This is a genomic window from Arcticibacterium sp. SM2516 (assembly GCF_057914865.1).
Map to the genome: position 1 here is coordinate 1,621,499 of NZ_CP195290.1, position 19,181 is coordinate 1,640,679.

Annotated in this window: 12 protein-coding genes; 1 reads left to right on the top strand and 11 read right to left on the bottom strand. The window is 36.5% G+C overall.

What is annotated here, in order from left to right; all coding sequences use genetic code 11:
* Positions 1–407: 407 nt before the first annotated feature.
* The 10 genes from ACSBFT_RS06695 to ACSBFT_RS06740 form a co-directional block, all read right to left on the bottom strand.
* The gene (locus ACSBFT_RS06695; protein WP_489604000.1) at positions 408–1,568 is read right to left on the bottom strand and encodes a hypothetical protein; all 1,161 of its coding nucleotides are present in this window, start codon (positions 1,566–1,568) and stop codon (positions 408–410) included.
* A 523-nt stretch (positions 1,569–2,091) separates the two neighbouring features.
* Positions 2,092–2,382: a hypothetical protein gene (locus tag ACSBFT_RS06700; RefSeq protein ID WP_489604001.1), complete on the bottom strand. Its 291-nt coding sequence runs from the start codon at positions 2,380–2,382 to the stop codon at positions 2,092–2,094.
* A 248-nt stretch (positions 2,383–2,630) separates the two neighbouring features.
* Positions 2,631–4,418 carry a rolling circle replication-associated protein gene (locus ACSBFT_RS06705; RefSeq protein ID WP_489604002.1) on the bottom strand — a complete coding sequence of 596 codons (1,788 nt, stop codon included), beginning with the start codon at positions 4,416–4,418 and terminating at the stop codon, positions 2,631–2,633.
* Positions 4,419–4,805: 387 nt separating this feature from the next.
* Positions 4,806–5,033, bottom strand: a complete 228-nt coding sequence (locus ACSBFT_RS06710; protein ID WP_489604003.1) for a helix-turn-helix domain-containing protein — start codon at positions 5,031–5,033, stop codon at positions 4,806–4,808.
* Between the two features lie 144 nt (positions 5,034–5,177).
* Positions 5,178–6,413, bottom strand: a complete 1,236-nt coding sequence (locus ACSBFT_RS06715; RefSeq protein WP_489604004.1) for a hypothetical protein — start codon at positions 6,411–6,413, stop codon at positions 5,178–5,180.
* Positions 6,406–7,617, bottom strand: coding sequence for a phage integrase SAM-like domain-containing protein (locus tag ACSBFT_RS06720; protein ID WP_489604005.1), 1,212 nt, complete (start codon positions 7,615–7,617; stop codon positions 6,406–6,408). The genes ACSBFT_RS06715 and ACSBFT_RS06720 overlap by 8 nt, the downstream gene beginning before the upstream one ends.
* 311 nt (positions 7,618–7,928) lie before the next feature.
* Positions 7,929–11,105: a DUF7133 domain-containing protein gene (locus tag ACSBFT_RS06725; RefSeq protein ID WP_489604006.1), complete on the bottom strand. Its 3,177-nt coding sequence runs from the start codon at positions 11,103–11,105 to the stop codon at positions 7,929–7,931.
* A 30-nt stretch (positions 11,106–11,135) separates the two neighbouring features.
* The gene (locus tag ACSBFT_RS06730) at positions 11,136–11,816 is read right to left on the bottom strand and encodes a 3-keto-disaccharide hydrolase (RefSeq protein ID WP_489604007.1); all 681 of its coding nucleotides are present in this window, start codon (positions 11,814–11,816) and stop codon (positions 11,136–11,138) included.
* A gap of 48 nt (positions 11,817–11,864) precedes the next feature.
* On the bottom strand, positions 11,865–13,091 hold the full coding sequence (locus ACSBFT_RS06735; protein WP_489604008.1) for a Gfo/Idh/MocA family protein: 1,227 nt from the start codon (positions 13,089–13,091) through the stop codon (positions 11,865–11,867).
* A gap of 1,016 nt (positions 13,092–14,107) precedes the next feature.
* Complete coding sequence (locus tag ACSBFT_RS06740) at positions 14,108–14,842, bottom strand: Hcp family type VI secretion system effector (RefSeq protein WP_489604009.1); 735 nt, start codon at positions 14,840–14,842, stop codon at positions 14,108–14,110.
* Between the two features lie 225 nt (positions 14,843–15,067).
* Here ACSBFT_RS06740 and ACSBFT_RS06745 point away from each other — a divergent pair, with 225 nt between their 5' ends.
* Positions 15,068–15,892, top strand: a complete 825-nt coding sequence (locus tag ACSBFT_RS06745; protein WP_489604010.1) for an SGNH/GDSL hydrolase family protein — start codon at positions 15,068–15,070, stop codon at positions 15,890–15,892.
* A 467-nt stretch (positions 15,893–16,359) separates the two neighbouring features.
* Here ACSBFT_RS06745 and ACSBFT_RS06750 read toward each other — a convergent pair whose 3' ends face one another.
* Positions 16,360–19,161: a M4 family metallopeptidase gene (locus tag ACSBFT_RS06750; RefSeq protein WP_489604011.1), complete on the bottom strand. Its 2,802-nt coding sequence runs from the start codon at positions 19,159–19,161 to the stop codon at positions 16,360–16,362.
* Between the last annotated feature and the right edge of the window lie 20 nt (positions 19,162–19,181).

Here is a 19,181-nt window from a genome sequence, read left to right on the forward strand (position 1 = left end):
GGTCTATGAGCCTTAAAATAATTACTAAAACTTTTAGAAGATTAGCGGATATTGCTGTTTTTCTACCTTTAAATAAAACCACAAAATGAATTGTCCGACAAAAACAATTCTATTACGTGTCGTAACGAATCATTTCCTTCGATTTGGCGAATCATTTGACGAAACATTGTGAGAATCGTTAAACGAAACATGGGCGAAACGTTAATGTTTCGCCATGTTTCGCCAACGTTTCGCCCGATTCGTCACTAATTGCTAGGTGAACGAAACATAGTGTGCCGTTATCCACTTTGATTCATGTCCGACACTTGAATTAAAGTGCTCATTTTCCTAAAAACTCTAAATAAAAAGGGTAAAGAAGTATTAAAAATTGGTCTAGTAGGAAAAGGTGTATAGCTTACCAAACCTCATTATAATAATGATTTTCTAGGTCGATTAAGCTGATGGAATTCATCATCCCCAAATTTTAACGAATTTCTAAATAATTCAACACCTATCCCAAATTGAAAGGCACTTACGGGGTCATCATACCTTACATTCAAGTAATCCCTTCCCCTGAAATAGTGAAACATTAAACTAAGAGCCGGAACCGGAGTTATGGGCAACTGAGCATACAAGTGAAAAGCTGTTCGAAATTTTTTATCATATGGAAACTGAAATAGTTTTGCATCGGAATCCAAAATAGTTGAAAGCTCAAGTCTTAAATCAAATTGATCAAACCAATGATAATTTCGCTCTTTTAAATGAGGGATAGCGAAACTGGAAATTGAAGTTAAATTAATTCTTTTTCTACCATATCTATTTTCTTGCTCTTTACGAAAGGATAAAAATCCAAGGTCGGTGCCAGTTTCCATCTGATAACTTAACATCAAAGCTTGATGATAGTAATTAGGCTTATAGTAATGGTGACTGAGGCCAAACCGCCAAAAGTTTGTTGAAAAATCACCCGTGAGATAATTATTTCTATTTAATGCTCCTTCCAATGAATCAATCAGATATACCCCTGGACCTTGTCCATTTGAAAAATGATGATAATAAGTTTCAAATTTGAAAAATGAATATGGAACCTTTATATCATTTATAGCATGTTCAGATATTGAGTCCGCTTTAAAACTAATTAGCGAGAAATCCATTTTGGCTCCATCTTTCTTTAATCCAAATACTTTTTCATAACCTAAGCCAAATCTATTAGTTGGCGGGAGAATTGGACTCGATTCACCTTTAACAACTCTTGTATGAAATGAATACTCCAAATAAATACGACTGTAACCAAAAAAAGGAGTAATCTTTCTATCGGGAATAGAATTTCCTGTTTTCCTTTTGGAGGCTAGAGCATACCTAAATGTTAGATTCGGTTCAACAACATAACCGCTTTCTCCTTCTCCATCGCTTAATGGTATTCTTCTAATTGGAACTAAGGAATTAAAATTATTAGCAATACCAACATATGAAATAGGCTTTTCAGTATTTATAATACTGTTAATCATTTGATGAAGATATTCTTGGCAATAGAGTTCTCCCGTTGAAAAACAGAACAGAAGAATAGAAATCGAGGTTTTTATATTCATCATTTTACAGCTGTTAAAATGTTAATCTATTAGATTTAAGGCATTCACACGGAAGCCTCATTTTTTATCAATACATCACTCATTCATCTTCATTTTTGTAAAGTATCAGCAAATTGCTCAATAATTTATCAAGCTAAAAGGGGAAAAATACCCTAAAGAATGCCGCTTAGCAAAATGATGCCTTTCTTCAATAATCTTTTAATGATAAAACGAAAAAGGAGCCCCATAATCTTTAATCAAGATACCGGAACTCCTTATCTAAACTTCTTGGCAACAAGAAACCTATTTGTAGTATTGAAAAACCAGAATTAAAAGAAAGTCTTAAGAATTGGTCTTGAATATTCCGGTCAAAGGGGGCCACTGATTCCGGAGCAAAGGGTGCCAGTGGGAGATGATGTTTTATATCATTCTGTGACTTATTTCATAAACATTATTCGACCTTTTACGCAAGAGGGAATTGACGAAATGGAGGCCAACATTAAACCATCCATTAGGCGTCCTTTCCCTAAAGACAAATAGTCCTTTTTCATGCATTAATGACCTTTCTAAATAAGCCATAAAGAACGGCAACTATGAAAACGAACATTAGAAAGAAGGACCATTCTACCTCCTTTTCATTAGGTTCTGAATGGTTTTCAATCTCCAATTTCTCATTTTCAACTATTGCAAGTTCCTTTTCGACTTCAGCATTTTCTTGTACCTTTTCAAGGGCTGATACAACCCATTTTGAAATAGTTGTATTCTCATACAGTACTTCCTTTTCTATAAAATCATTAAGACCCAAGGGCAGACGAACACTTATCTTTCTACTTTTCATATTTTAAATTTATTTTCTAGTAAATAATACACTAATTGACAAGGGTTTAGCAAATAAGGAAATCCTACATTTTGGCGACACTGTTAAAAGTGCGTTCAGTTTCCCGAACACACTTTTACCTTTTCTTTTGTAGCATTTACACTTCAAAGAATTGCTGTCGAAGCTCTTTAATTACCATAAATTGTCCACCCATCCTCCAAATGAAGGAGTTAAAAAGAAGCGGAATGAGTTGATGATAAATTGAACGCTTAAGCGATATCTCCGTAGATGCAATAGAATATATGCCTATGAAAATTTATGTATTCCTTAAAAAGGTCTGGAGCATACCTTTCCATTATTTTCCCGTGCTGTACATGTGCCTTTTTTCTACCTTTTTTGGGTTTAAAGCCTAGCTTTTCAGGATTTAATGGAATGATTTTCCCTCGCATTCTTTCAAAGGAAGGGCCAACTTTAAGACTGGCAGAATTCACCACCTGTGGACCTACTTTATTGATAATTATATCTAAGTAATTTTTGGTCATTTGGCATACCACTTCCTTTTCGGTATAGATTGGCGGTTGGTCTCTGTTTGAGGGAGCAACTACAAGACTTTCTTCCACAACCTTTGTGAAATACTTGAGCTGGTAAAATGGCTTTTTAGCAGGAGCAACTACTTCAAATTCTTCTTTACGCTGACCAGGTAATGGTACATACTCAATCTCATTTTCTATCTCAGGAGAAATTTCATAAATATACTTATAGCCATTTTCATCTTCATAAAGCAATTGTTTCTCCCCTAGCTTCATTCCTCTTAAGATATCAGCACAGCCCCATAAACGTCCATTAATCCGCCTTTCTTCAAATTGAGGAATATAGAATTGCATATCCACTTCCTTCTTTTCCACTTCTCCTGTAAGTTCGTTTTCAATGTATTCATAGGTACTAATACAATCTCTTTTAAATTCTTCCGAAAACTTTAACTCTTGATTGTCCTTGATAGGCAATTCCGTAGGTTTCTTAGTGACGTATTTAATGACGTATGCTGCTATTGAATCTAAATTTTGAATACCATGTATGTCCGTGGTGTTTGGATTAGTCCAGTCGCACTTTACAGCTTCCTCATACGCCCTAAACTGCTTTTCCTTTACGGCAGCAGAAATCATATTAAGCCTCAGCGGTTTCCCTGTCTTGGCTACTACTTCCAAGTACGATTTAAAAACCGGATGAACCTTATATGGAATGGCTCTCTTCTTCTGAACTACTTCAGCCATTCTGATTAAATTCTCCTTATCATACCTCATCTGCTCTTCATCCATACGAAAGCCATTTCTATGAAAATACTGATTAACGTACTTATATCTGGTGATATAACCATGCTTTTCTACTATCTCATTCCATTTTTGGCGAATCCTCTCCCAAGGAATAAAGCGGTCTACCAAAATATGAAAATGAATGTTACCATTTTTCTGAGGTTCGGCTCTCCAGAAGTATGCTTTCACTCCAAAGCCTTTCTGCTGTCCTTTGAGCCCTCCTCGCTTATAATTATCATCGGCAGACATCTTTAGCCAATCCAAAAATGGATGAAGCATATGAGCCTTTATGTCATTATCTCCGTGAATCTGCTGGGAAGGTAGCGTTAAGGTCACGAACGTAGGAAATACGGCACTTTTGTTCACTTCTTTAGGCTGTTGTTTCAGGTCTACATTAAGTTCAATAGCCGTCAGCCATACTTGTAGCATTTGTTCTAAATTCCGTTTAGTGGCTGGCGATAGGTAGCCATTATAAGCGTTTACTCCATCTTTCTGAAAAAGTAGATTATCTATGGAGTTTGGATTTGATAATGGCTTTGGACCATTTCTGCGATAGATGTCTACTTGGGTAATGCTTTGACTTTTGAATTTTGCGGTAGTCTCGAAAGAACCTAACTCTCTAATTCCTGAGTCTGTAGCAATTACATAGCTCTTTTCATGAGCTTTTTCTAGTATTGAGGCTTTCCTAAAGGCTTCTATAGCCTTTTCGGTACCAAATAAGCCTGTCTGTGTAAGTTTATTTTTCATGTCTTCACCAACTTCTGTTTTCTATAATATTTTGATTTGATGTCGAATCCTTATTCAGCTAGAATCGACGTTAAGATAAACCAATAAGGTAAACCCCGAATATTACTTATTGGAACAAGCAGAAACAGAGACACTAATGTGTCATACAGTCGTTACTATCAGACACCCTATGATGTCTGGTGGTTTCAATAAAAATGTTTTGAGACTTTAATACTTCTTCGCATTTCTGCCTTTTAGAAGTACTATTCTTTTACCTTATCAGTTTATAATTTGGCCTTTGCATTGGTATTCCATCATGATGGAATTAAGCTGAGTCAGCTTGTTATGCAAATAGTCACCCCGAACCTCAATATAGCTTTTATTGAAAATACCGGAGCAAGGAGAATATTATGCAGCACCTTTGAGTTTATCAATGGCTTTGCTCGAATGGTTTAATGGAATAAGAGCATCCAGAACTTCAGAACGTAAGTAATACACTCTGCTTGATAGTCCATACGAATTCAACTTTTTATTCTTAGTCCAAATATACAAAGTTGAAAAATTTATTTGTAAGAGTTCGGCTACTTGTTTTCTTGTAAGTAGCTCTGAATTGAGACTGTTTTCTTGTTTTAACATGTGTTTATTATTTTTTAATTAGGCCTCAAAGAAATGGCGGAGATTTGGGATATTTTTAAAATGGCAGTAGTAAAAAAAGAGCTCAAAAATGGCTCTTTTGGGCTTTTATGACACCTCTTCAAATTAACAAAATAATGTAAACGGCTAATTATTAGCATAATAATATCGCAAAAATTTAAGTTCATGTTCCCACATTAAAAATTCATTGATGCTTGAAGTAACAACATTAGTCTCAATTATCTGTTGACACTCTTCATACATAGCTTGCCATTTACTATTTTTAATAGAATTAAATGGTCTGAGTTTGGTTAATTTAATTTCATAAACACCCCAAATCCACTCAAATAGTTTTTGATTAGTAACTTTTGGGTTTAGTTTTCCTTCTGCTTTCAGCCTTGAAAGCACATAACTGAAAGAACTACTGGTTTTATCCCAGCTTTTATGCTTACAATAGAGTAAGAAAATATTTTCGGCTTCCCTATTATCAAAAATATAGAAAGTAGAATTTTCAGTACATTTTATTATGTTTTCAAAAGCACTTCCATCAAGCTTTTTTAAGTTCGTTAAAAACTCATAATAAGATAAATAGAATTTAACATGTCTAAGCTTCCTTAAGTATTCTGATAACTGGTAACTATAAAGATTTAAGGTATAAAGGTATTCCTCCTCAGTATATAAGAGGTACTCTCTATCTTTCGGATTAGATTCTGAACTTTCTAAAAAACTAGAAAGTGAATAATGATGACAAACTATTTCTGAGTAATTCAGAATTAACGGATAGGCATAATTTAAATGTTTAATTATGGATGGGTTACCAGTAGTCTTTTTGTCTTTAACATTTTTACAATAAAGTTTGTTAAAATGATGCAAATATTCGAGTCCAAAATGTAGAGTGCTCATTACATTAACCTCTTGTTTCAGAAATGCTTCTAAGCTCGTTACCTGACCATAGGTATATACTAATTGCTCAAGAGTATTCAGCTTGCTTTTAAGTCTACCAGTCATCCACATTCTATAAAACTCACCAAGTTCTCTAGGCTTAAACTCATTCAAATCTTTCAACTTTACAGGAAACGAGTAACTATAGTTACTCTGGGATTGGGCAAAATCCCCCTCAATTTCATTATTTACAATTAATTCGTAATCAGGATGAGATTCACTTTGTGGGCATAGAATCAAATTGGACATATTTGCCATTTTTACCTTATTGATAACAGATGCAATTTTAATGTCAAATAACACATCGTTGTCTTCTAATCTAAAATCAAGAATGGACTTAAAAGATGATGAGAAAATTTCATATACTTTCTTAGTAACTTTAGGAGGCTCTACTTTCTTCAACATCGCTTCCTTTATTTTGGCCATTAAATCCTCATCCATTATTTATCATTTTTAAAAATTGACTTATTTGATCTATTCGGCCTTTGCCTATGTACTCTAGAAAAGACCTTTCTGTTGAATGCCCCGTTTGAGCCATTAAAAACGGTGTACTATACTTTCCATAATAATTGGTCGCAAAGGAACGTCTCCCTACGTGAGAAGTGATTAATTGCCATTTCTCAAAAGTGCCGTCTATTTTTCGCATTGTCTCTGCGTCAAAAACTGCTCCTTTTGTCATACTTGAAATTCCTACAATTTTACAGACTTCTTTGATATATTCATTATACTTCTGGGAAGAAATAGGATATGGAAATTCTCCATTCCTTTGGACAAGAATCTCATGGACTTCAGGAAGAATTGCAACCATTATTTCCTTTTTGGTTTTCTTTTGAGTTAAGTCTATTACCTGACCGCCATCCACATTCTTTATTTTATCAGAGGAGCATCTAAGTAAATCGGAAACTCGCTGTCCTAGAAAGCAACTTATATAAAGCCAATCTCTTGCATTTGAAAGACTTTCGGATGGCATATCAGCCTTTTTTATCAATTCAAGTTCTTCAGGCGTTAGATAGATTTTATAAGCTTTTTGATTTTGAGTCTTCACTTGGTCTAAACCAAGACTTACTGATACACCTGCAACTTGAGCATCTTTGCAAACGGTCTTCACAAACTTTAGCATACCAAAAATATAGCTCTGCTTATATCCATTCTTATTCATAAAAGAAACAAAGTCCTCTGCAAACGAATGGTCGATATCACGAATTTCAATCTTTTTCCTTTTCGATCTTTGGTACCTTATCAACAGATTTTTCACAGATTTAACCTTTTTCAAATAGGCTATATTAGCATTAGCATTTACCCTCTTTTCATAATAGAGCTCAAAATATTCTGTTAGGTAATTTGGGGTTGATTTTGATTCCTTTTTATTGATTATGCCTTCAAGCCATTCTTTGGTAATAGCAACATCTTCCGAAGAACTGGAAAGTGAAGATGAGATTTCAGAAAGTAAAGAATTCAGCTTTGCCGATATTACCTTCATACTGGCATCTTTCAACTTCTTAGGCTGCTTTTTTGCGTGACTCCACAGTGCTGGGTCAATCAACAATTGCGTTTTGACTTTAATGTCTCTTTTGGAGTCACGTACTCTTACATAAATGTTCGATGGGTTTCTATCAGATAGAACTAAAAAGTGAATGGAGGCCATTTGTGAGGGTTGTTTATGCGGGAAAACTTTTCCCGTATTTTTCCCGTAAACATACAACTTAAACGAATACAATTCAATCTAATACAATTAAAAACAGTCACAAGAAACTTATTACTAGATTGTTATAGATATACCAAGATTGTATGGAATTGGATTGGGGTAGTCCCTGCAGTTCCACTTTGTAAAACCTCAACTATCTTATTATTAAGTAGTTGAGGTTTTTTATTTGGATTTTAGTCCGCATTTAGCCCATAATTGACGATGAAAACCCAAAAGAATTCTGAATTAGAAAGTTAAATGTTTGAATTTTATTACTTCAAAGTTTTAATGAAAGCCAATAAATCTGCGGCTTGCTCATCCGAATAGTTATTTATGAGTCCTTTGGGCATAAATGAACGTCCGCCTAAAAAACCTTCCGTCTTTATTGCGTCTTTAGAAACAAATAATGTACTCCCGCCCATAAATGCAATGCTGGTTCCCTTATCATCTTTTTTTGAAAGATAGCCTTCCAAAGAATTGCCATCCTTTTGTACCAAACGATATATTGCATAGCTGCTTTCAACTGCTGCATCTGGATTCAATATGGCTGTTAATAAAGCCTCATTTTCTCGTTTGGCTGAGCCATCAAGAGCTGGTGCTATATTTTGCCCATTGTTTCCAACACGATGACAAAGTAAACAGGTTTGAAACAATTGTTTTCCTTTCTTAACGTCACCGTTTCCATTTTCAGCAATGACTAGAAATTTCTCTAAGTTGGCTTTAAATTCCTTTTTCTTGTCCTCTACGCTAAGGATAACGGCTTCCAACAAGGCAGAACCTACTTCGTCTTCTATATCCGAATTGTGTACACGTTCGGCACTTGACAAATCAAAAGCACTCTGGTCTATAATGTTAGCTTTTAACAGTGTAAGTAGTGCTTTGGAACCTTGTTTGGATGCAGAAACTATTTTAGTTATTTCTAGCTGTTGTGATTGATTTAATGGAGGTAACCATTCTTTTAAAAGACTGGTTGCTAAAGCAATATCGCATTTAGCTAAGGCTCTAGCAGCAAGGGCACGAGTGGACTGATCTAAAGTTTCATTTTTGGCAAATTCTGAAAGTGCTTTTGTATTCAATTCGGCATTGTTTTCTAAAACCGAAATAACAAGGCTCATCGTTTTGGCATCGGTATTTTTCTTGCTCAAGGCCAAAATATCCTCTCTCACATTTGGAGTATTGAGCAATGAAACCGCTTTTAGCCCTAAAAATTGTTTGGACTCTTCGTCCGATGAAAGTAAAAATTGAATTGGCTTTTGTAAAATTTTGCCAAGTTCTATAGATTTAACTTGATCTAAATTTTTGATTATCATTGATAAAAGTGCTTCTGCACCTTTTTCGGCACCCAAAATTGGCTCAAGCTCAAGATATATTGCCGGGTTATTCAACATATTAGCAACCATTACAAATGTAGATTCATCAAAAGATGTATAGCCAGCTTTTTTAGAAAAATCCAGAAAAACATGTTCTCTTTGTTCTTTTTCCGGCAATGCTTGAGAGGCCCAGATGACGTTCTTTGCAGGAAGTTGATTTACTTCTGTAGCGTTAATAAAAGCAAATAATTCTTTTGGATACTTTTCAAGTGCTTTTCTCGCCAAATACCTTTCGAAAAGGCGTTCGTAAGAGCCTCCGAGGCTGCTTCCTCCCAATTCAGGTTTACATGCATTTATTAATATTGCTATTATTTTCGAATTGGCTTTACCAATTTCTTCCAAAGTTCTTAATACTTGAGAACGAACCATTGGGTTAGGGTCTTCTGATACCTTTTCAAGCAAGCTCGCCAAATCATCAATGTTAATCGAAAAAGAAGCTAATGAACGTACCGCTTCCCTCCTGAGGTTATCTGAATTGGAATTAAGCAAATTGGAAATCAGCGATGGATCATAATGACGAATTCCTTCCAAAGACCAAAGCCCCAATATCCTAGTGATTTCGTCCTGTGAAGTGTCAGAGACAATTGCCAATAAATCTTTAAACAATGCTTTCGTTTCTTCTTTAGGACGATCGCTTATCTGATGCCATGCCGCTCTTTTTGCCCATAATGAAGGCGATTTAAGATAAGCAACAAGTTCATCAGTTTGAACTTCATAAAAATTAGGTATCTCTCTAGTTTTCTGAGACACATGTCTTACACGCCAAATGCGACCATGTGTTTTATCACGATCGGGATGCGAAGTTGGCAACTCATTATGTGAAACAATTTTGTTATACCAATCTGCTATATATAAACAACCGTCAGGGCCAAATTCCATGTTCACAGGGCGAAACCAATCGTCTGTTGAAGTTAAAAAATCTGGAAGATGTTTAGTGGTTATTGACCCATCATTGTTTCGAATTATTCTTACTGCATTAATATTGCTCGCAATTGGGTTTGCTAAAAATGCCACATCTTTCCATTGGTCAGGAAAAGAACCTGAATTATCATCGGCAAAAGCTAAACCCGAAATTCCAGTCCCTCCAACGCGAAAATTATGCAATTGGGGCATCCATGGTTGATATGGTCTCAAACGCTCATTGCCAATGCCCGGAAAACCAGTGCCATTTTCCATGGGAACAATTGAATAACCAATGTCATTGGCTTCTGTTCCGTACCATTGCCCGTTACCCCGTAATTGAAAACCCCAAATATTATTAAGTCCCGCATTGACAAGCTCTAATTTATCAGCGTCTAAAGAAAACCTAGCTATTTTACTGTAATCAATACGGACTTTAACACCACTAAGCACTGATTTTATTTCTCCTTTATTAAGAGCACCTTGACTGAAATGTATCCAATCTCCAGGGCCACGCACCAATGTATGAGACATGGTATGGGTGTCTGTAAAACCAAATCCTTCGAATAGTGGAGTTCGGGCATCTGCTTTACCGTCATTATCACTGTCACTTAAAAAGAATAGTTCTGAACCCTGAGCCACATACGCACCATTTTTATAGGGTAAAATACTTTGCGGAATTGCCAGACCATCTGCCCAAACATTAGTCTTTATTTTAGAGCTGCCGTACAAACCTGAAAGGACCAATATTTTATCATCTCCTTTAGTAATACCTCTGTATAAGTCAAGAATTCGCTTGAAATTTGGGTCATTCTCTTGGGCTTCAGGATTATCCATTAGTTTCAATAAATCTTGCCACTGTATATTTGCAACTGGATCGAGTGGATACATTGAACCGGTTTGAGTCCAAAGTCTTCCAGCATCGTCAAAGGTCATATCTATCGGATTGACTATCCCATCTTTTTCGCTCGCTACAAGTTCTACAACAAAGCCCTCGGGTACTTGAAAGCCCGCTAATTCTTTCTCTGGTGAATTTGCCTCTGTTCTAGTTGACTGAGTTTTTTTATCAAGAGCCACATCCTTTTTTATTTCTGAGTCCGATTTCGACGCCATTTTCTTGCAGCCAATAATTAGACAGAAAGCAACACCTGCGGCTAATGCTAGATTCTTAATATTCATTTGTTAACTAATTGATTGTCAATTACAGTATTACAAAGTTGTAATGGTTATATACTTGAATTCTACTTTTGCGTTTCCACCACTATGTAATTGAAAACCGATGACCCCTTTTGAGGGAATGTCAGGGTCTTTCTCAACATACTCCGAAACTTTTACACCGTTAATATACAGTTCGTGTTTGTTTCCTTTGCATCTTACTATGTAGCTATTCCAACCTTCTTCATTAAGAATGTGTTTTAAAATGTTAAGATTACCGCCAACAAGTTTAGCACGGCGATGCTCATCATAGATATCACCCCAGTAGCCTTTTCCGATATCTGCTTGATAGCCAACAATTTTATTTCCCTCAATAATGGAACGGTATTGAACACCACTATTTATTAGACCCTGGTCATGGTTACCAGAAATCCTAAATAGGAATCTCAATTCAAAATCCTCAAAGGCTTGGGTGGTATGAAGGTAGGTATTGGTTGAAATCTTAGTTTCTCCATCACCTCCGATAATAACTCCATCTGCCACTTTCCAATATTTGCTATTGTCTGATTTTACTGTCTTCCAGCCATTTAGTGTGCTACCATCAAAAAGAGAAAATGTTGAATCAACTTTTTGAGCGTATGAGCTATTAGAGAAGGCATAGATTACCAATATGAAAAATATGAAGGCTCTGACTATTTTTTTTACGCTGATTGGATTGTTATAAACTGATTTCATAAACAGGATTGGACACTTTAAAATTATTAGTAAGAGGTAAATTTTTAATTAAATGTCAAAATTTGGAATGCTTTTATATTCCCCACCGTTCATTGCTGATTCATGAGCAATGATACCCGGAGCGGTATAAGCCAAAGCTTCATAAATGTTCACCTCCGGTTCTCTATCTTCAAGTATCGATGAAATAAATTCGTGGGTAATAAAGGTATAAGAACCGCCATGACCACTACTATGTCTCATTGCTTGTGGCAATGCATCAGTTTCCCACCACTTTTCTTGATCATAGGGTTTTAGTTCGGGGTGGGCTACCGTAAAGCCACCATCATCTTTTACTAATTTATCACCTGCATGAACCGTGTGTACAGGTTCATTTTTATAACCCATATAATAACTCATTTTGTCGCCACGCCATTCTCCTTTTTCACAATGCGACAAGGCTCCTCGCCAACATACTTCGGCAGTAAATGAATTTCCGCGATTGGTTTTAAACAAGGCTGTTTCATTCCAAAATGGATTGTTATAAGGATTGCCTTTGAGGATAGGGTCATCATCGCCCCAACCTAAACCAGTCACATGTGTTAAGCGTTCACCAGTTACGGCAATTAAAAAAGCTGTGACGTGCGTAGGGTACAACATAGGCGGTAGTCCGTGACGCCAAGTAGCTGAACCATCCGTATTAAAATACAACTCTTCAAGCCCTGGATGGTAATATTGAGCGGCACTACTAAAGATATTGCCAAATTTACCCTCCGCATACATCTTCTTGGCGGTGATGGTTTCTTGTCTATAGGTAGAGGTTTCAGCCATCATATATTTTTTGCCTGTAGATTTAACGGCTTCCAATATTCGATAACAATCTTCGATAGTCAAAGCAGCAGGTACAGCACACAATGCATGTTTGCCTGCTTTTAAAGTTTGAATAACATGATTGGCATGATCTGGAGCAGGAGTAAATATGCCTACAGCTTCAATTTTTGGGTCTTGAAGTAATAATTCTAAAGAGTTATATGCTTTCTCGCATTTATAGGTTTTCATTAAGGCCGAGCGTCGATCTGCTCGTAGATCGCTAACTGCTTCGACGGTGACATTCGGGTGCTCATTAAAGTGAAAACCTAGTCCAAATCTTCCGCCAACAACACCAACACGTACTTTTCTAGACGAAGTTGGTATACCTGCAAAGGTGAAGCGTGGTGAAATAGCAAAGGCAGTTCCGGTAGCAGCGGTAATTCCAATAAAATTACGACGAGAGCATTTTTTATAATTCGGTTGATTCATTAGTTAATTTCTTTGTAGGTGAAAATACATAAACCTTGTGAAAAAGCCCAAACAGTAGAACTTGTTTGATTGTAAGCATCCCAATTAATTTTAAACGCTGTCTGATAAAGGGAAAGGTGAGATAACTAATATTCGCCCAGCTTAAGGAGAATCTTTATCATTCTCTACTCAAAAAAAATCCCCAGCAAATGCCAGGGGTTTTCCAATTTACTATTCTTTCTACTCTATTAATTTTTCAAGATTGTTGAGCTCTTTGTTGTCAGTTTCTGGGATAATAAGTACACTATAGAATTCTATATCAAAACAGATTGGATCAACCAAAGCTCCAGAATTAACTGTACTAAAATGCTTCTTAAAACCGAAATAGAAAGCCGCTCGTTTAAATGACTGGCATTCAGCATTCTACGCCTTGCACAAATCTGTCCGCAAACTCAATTCAGTGACCATAACTGTGACATGCTTCAAAATTTAACTGTCTGATTTATTGCTATTTAATCTCTCAATACGCAGTTATCGAACGCATAATTTGGTTTAACCCGAATTATTCATTAGAAAATCTCCCGATAGCTATCGGGAACGAAGCTAAATTGCTCCCCATCAGTACGTAGACCCATTTAAACTCAATCACCAAGATCCTTAGACAAAAGGCTCAGGTAAACGTTATGCTAATTTCCTTTTATTGTCTGATTTATTGCACTTTAAAACTCATAACGATTCCCCTATGCATAATCCAGGTTGAAATATCCTGTCATCCAAAGCAACTTTAAAAGCCAATCAGGACGATTTTTTTTAACGAATCATTGGACGATTCGCTGACCTTAAGACTGAATCATTAAGCAAAAGAATCATAGGTTTCTATTCGTCGATTCTTATTCGTGTAGGACATATTATGTGTAGACTTTGATTTCTTGCTGGTGTTATGCCTAACGAATATTTTGAGTTTTGATTACAGCACAATCATAACAATTTGATTGTTCTAATAGATTCACTAACAAATAGTTTTTGAAATGCTAAAATTACTCAGTCCCAGTCTCAATATCATATTCAAAGGAGGTACCATTCACGAGATCCTCGATTGTTATTGTGTCAAATACAAGACTAATTTCCTCCACCAAGCTCTTAGGATTTCTTACGGGTGAACTTTGAATGAGGGTATTTAATTCAGGATGCGGCCCAATTATTTCGTCGGACAGGAATCTGACACTTTCAAAAGTGTATCTGTAGTAAGGTATATCTGTTGAAGTATTAGGGTCTCTTACATAAAAAGTGAAAACCACCTCTGGATAGGCTAAAGCCAATAGAATAGACCTTTGAATTCTTAAAGTGGTCCTTCCTAGTTTCTTTTTGAATTTTATATTTGAATAAACGGGCCCTCGTGTGCGTCCGGTTGCGGCATCTCTATAAAAATTAAAATCAATCTCCAATACTTTTGATTCGGAATTGTGAACGCCTTTACCTACCAGTTCATCATATAAATCAGGTGACTCCCCGTCTATTTCTATAAAAATGTGAGCCTCGCTGTTGAGTACAGCCTCACTTAATATTTCCCAAGAACTTCCTTTTCTTAGGTACAATCCTTTTTGCTGTTCACTATAAACCATCATGCCTTCTACAGGGGAAACCACTTGATCCAAATCTTCAACTTCCGGTACTTTAATCCCATGAGGTAAAACAATTCCAGATTGAGAGAAAACATGAAAACTTGTTAAGAACAAAAGGAAGCAAAATAACTTAATTGATACTTTTTTCATGATATGGTGCTTTTTTGTTAAACTAAAATAATCATTTATTCCTTATTATTAGCACTTTATGAAACCTTTCCGACTATTTCAAAATCCCTCGGAGCTATGATAGGAGTCAAAATATTATCCAAAACACCATAACATTATCTGGATTTTAGAAAATGTGAAAACAATTTCATTCAGGATTTTAGTCTAAAAATCCATAGTTTTATGGGTTAATTATTCAGCCCAAACATGAAAAGAAACTTCCTTTTAGCCCTTCTCTGCCTTTTAGTATTCTCATTCTCCTCTAAGACGATAAAGTGGGTGGCCATAGGAGATTCCATTACCTACCTAAACGACCATTTGGATGAAACGGGCAATCGTGTTACGGAAGGTTATATGACCAGAGTGGTAAATAAACTGCCTTATATCAATTACATAAACCAAGGTCACAATGGCTGGACCGCTAGTCGAATTGCCGAAAAAATACATGATTTGGATATAGAAAAGGCGGATGCCTACTCTGTTTTTTTAGGAACCAACGATTGGTGGGCAGGAAAACCAGTGGGTACCATGGCTGATTATGAAAATAATACTGGTTTCAAAACCCTTTATGGCTCCTTCCGCATCATTATTGACAAATTAAAAGGCCTCAATCCAGATGCACCCATCATTTTGGTAAGTCCTCTTAAAAGAGTAGATTTTGTGTACATTGCCAATACTAAAAACAACGCTTTTGGCTCTTATAAAGAAAAAAACGGGCAATCTCTAGAACAATTCGCGAATGCCATTACCGTCATTGCCAGACATGAAAACATTAAGTTCATAGATCTTTATCACCATAAAGGCTTCAAATATGAGCATTTGGTAAATTTCAAGAGACTCAAAAATCCAGAATCTGGTCTATATCAAAATTATACTTATCCAGACTTTAAGGAAAAGAATTTCAATCCCGATTCTGACGAATATCCTTACCCTTTAGAAGCGGTTAATCTGACTTACGATGGTTTGCACCCATCCGACAAAGGAAATGATTTGATAGCAAAGGCATTTATTAAAATCATGAAGAAATATTAACCCAAAGCCTATTTTTATTTCAAATTAAGACACTTTTACGCCCTTACAGAAAGCTACGTAACCTTTTATGTCCTTAGCTAATTCCGATGTTTCGGGGTAGTTCACAATATTTAGTTTAAACAATGCTTCTGTCTTCATAAATTGTTTTTGGTTCAACCTGTTTTATGCATTAGAAAATCTCCCGATTTTATCGGGACCGTAACTAAATTGCTTACTATCGGCAAGCTCAGGTTAACACAAATTAATTCACTTCGTCAGGCTCAGTGCAGCCGTAAACGCACTTAAACTCAATCTCAAGAACCCTTCGACAAAAAGCTCAGGGTAAACTGTTATGCTAATTTTGTTTAAATACCTTTTTTATTCCAATTTAAAACTCATTACGATTCTCCAATGCAAAAACCAAGTTAAACGTACGAAAAAATAAATCAATGACAAATTTACACTCTTTAAGTTAAGTCAAAATAATCTTAATTAGTGCAATTTTTTATTTCAGCCTTAAATACACTGCCAGTTTCAGCGTTGAATGCACCCTGAAGGAAAATACTATTTCCAGCCTGGTAAGTTACATTTGAACCCGACTGTATAATTTGAGTTGAGGTAATTGTTTGCCCTGCCTTTTGAATTCCGTTTGAAGACGTACCGCTCAAAGTCAAACTATTTGGATTTATACTCACTGTGGCACTTCCTTGGTTACCCCAACCACAACTATTATTGGCTCTGAAATAATAAGTGCCGGATTGATTCACAACCTGACTTGCCGAGCTTGGCGTTGTAGATGTACCGCCACTAGTTGTGCCTTGCCAGTAAATGGTGCCGCCAGTGCCTCCGCTTGCTGATAGCGTAGCACTATTACAAAATAATCCACCACCACTTACAATTACAGGGCTAGGAGCCGTATTAATAGTTACGGACGCACTACTTTCTGGTCCCCATCCACAGCTATTAAGTACCCTGAAAAAATGTGAGCCAGAGGAACCAACCGATATTTGAGAAGTGTAGGGATAACTTGTTGACGTCCCTCCAATGGTAGTACCCTGATAGTAAATGGACCCGCCGATAGATGATGCCGTTAGGTTTGCGGAATTACAAAATGTTCCACCACCAAAGACGGAAACGGAATAGGGCGTATTAATAGTAACAGAGGCACTTCCTTCAGAACCCCAACCACAAGCATTATATGACCTAAAAAAATAAATTCCGGATGAATTTACCTCTTGACTTGTAGAGGGCGTAGCAGTAGATGTACCGCCACTGTTGGTACCTTGCCAATAGAGCGTTCCACCGCTCCCACCAGTTCCTGATATCGTTGCACTGTTACAAAATGTTCCGCTTCCAGTAACATTAGTAACCGTTGGAATTGTGTTAATAGTAACTGACGCACTTCCTTGAGTACCCCATCCACACGTTGAATTATAGGACCTAAAATAATAATTCCCAGAACTTGTAGGAACTTGACTCAATGAAGTTGAGCCAAAGAAAGTGCCGTTGGAAATGGTCCCCTGAAAATATATTGTGCCATTAGCACCACCAGAAGCAGTAATAGTGGTAGAATTACAAAATGTTCCACTTCCAGAAACCGAAACTACATCAGGACGAGGAACTATAGTTACCGTTACGCTTCCTGCCACACTCCAACCACATCCGTTTAAGGCTCTAAAATAATAGGTACCAGATAAACTTATGCTCATGCTTGTTGCAGGAAATGCTGTTGACGTTCCATTGCTATTAGTCCCTTGCCAATAGATAGTACCTCCCGATCCTCCCGCGGCAGTTACAGTTGTTGAATTACAAAATGTTCCACCACCTAAAGCGGCAACTGCTGCTGGTGAAACACCCAACCCTACTGCACACCAAGCATTTTTAACGGCATTTGACTCTACTGAATTTGCCCCGTATAACTCCTCTGCCGATTGGATTGATGCCGTTCTAGCGGTGGTGTAGGTGGCATTGGGTTGATTGAACAAATTAACCGTTAATGTTCTAAAAGCAATCGCTCTCGCTTTAGTTATTCCAATTCCTGTTACATTATATACATTTCCATTATCGTTTGTTCCTGATCCCCCTTGAGATAGCAAATAGAACCAATAATTCTGCACACCACTATTGGTATGAACACCACCGTTATCACCTGAACCAGTAGCCCAATTAGTACCTAAATAAGTATCTGGATGGCGAAAGTCTTTAGGATTTGACAAGCTTCTAATGGCTCCAACCGATATTTCTTGACCTTCTAACCAATCATTGCTTCCTAATGCATAATTTTCTACGCATTCTCCGAAAATATCGCTAAATGATTCATTCAAAGCTCCAGACTCGTTTTGATAAACCAAAGCAGCTGATGAAGCTGTAACGGCATGAGCATATTCATGAGCAACTACATCTAAGGTACTATTCGAACTGGCAAGTGTTCCAGAATTGCCGAGCCCCACCTTCATAATTCCTCCATTGGACATAGATGCATTGTTGGTATAATTAGAACTACCATCCCAAAATACGGCATTTACGAAACAATCCAACAAACCATTCGTACCATCATATGAGTTTCTTGAATGAACCGCATTAAAATAATTATATGTGGTTTTGGCAGCCCACATAACAGTTCCTCCAAACCTTTGAGTTGTACTTGTCCAGGAGTTGTTTGGGCTAGTAATTTCCACTGGATTAAATGGATTAGGATTAGAAACACTACTATTCCAATTCCTTACCTTAATTACTGCGGTTTGGCATTGGTCTCTTAGCCTGAAATTAGTATCTTGATAGTGTTCTGTATTAATTATTCTGTTGCCATTAAAAATAGTATTAATAGGCGTTAATACACAAGCACCTTGTAGAACAGTAAAATATCTATAAAAAGTATTGTCTGATTCATTACTTTCCGCAATTTGGCTAGGATTATCTATATCAACCTGAATAGTATGACTACCTATACCAAGCGAACCTGAAATAACAAAATCTTGTACTCCGGCATAATAATTTGAATTTAAAACTGGAAAGCTAAGGGTAGTTTTAAATACACCATCTAAAAAAACATTTGCAGTTACCGCTTGTGTTGCATTGCAAGTGCCGTTGTTTTGGATAGCTATATCTAAATACAACGTTTGATTATAATAAAAACTTGATTCAGAAGAATTTGTTCCCGTAGTCGCCGAAACCACTATGTTGCTGTCCCAACCTGAAGGTTGATAATGCGTAAAATTGACACATTGAGATTTTACTTGAAAATTTGCAAAAACAATTAGCAGAAATGAAAGTATAGGTATATTTTTCATAGCATCTTAAAGTTTCTGTA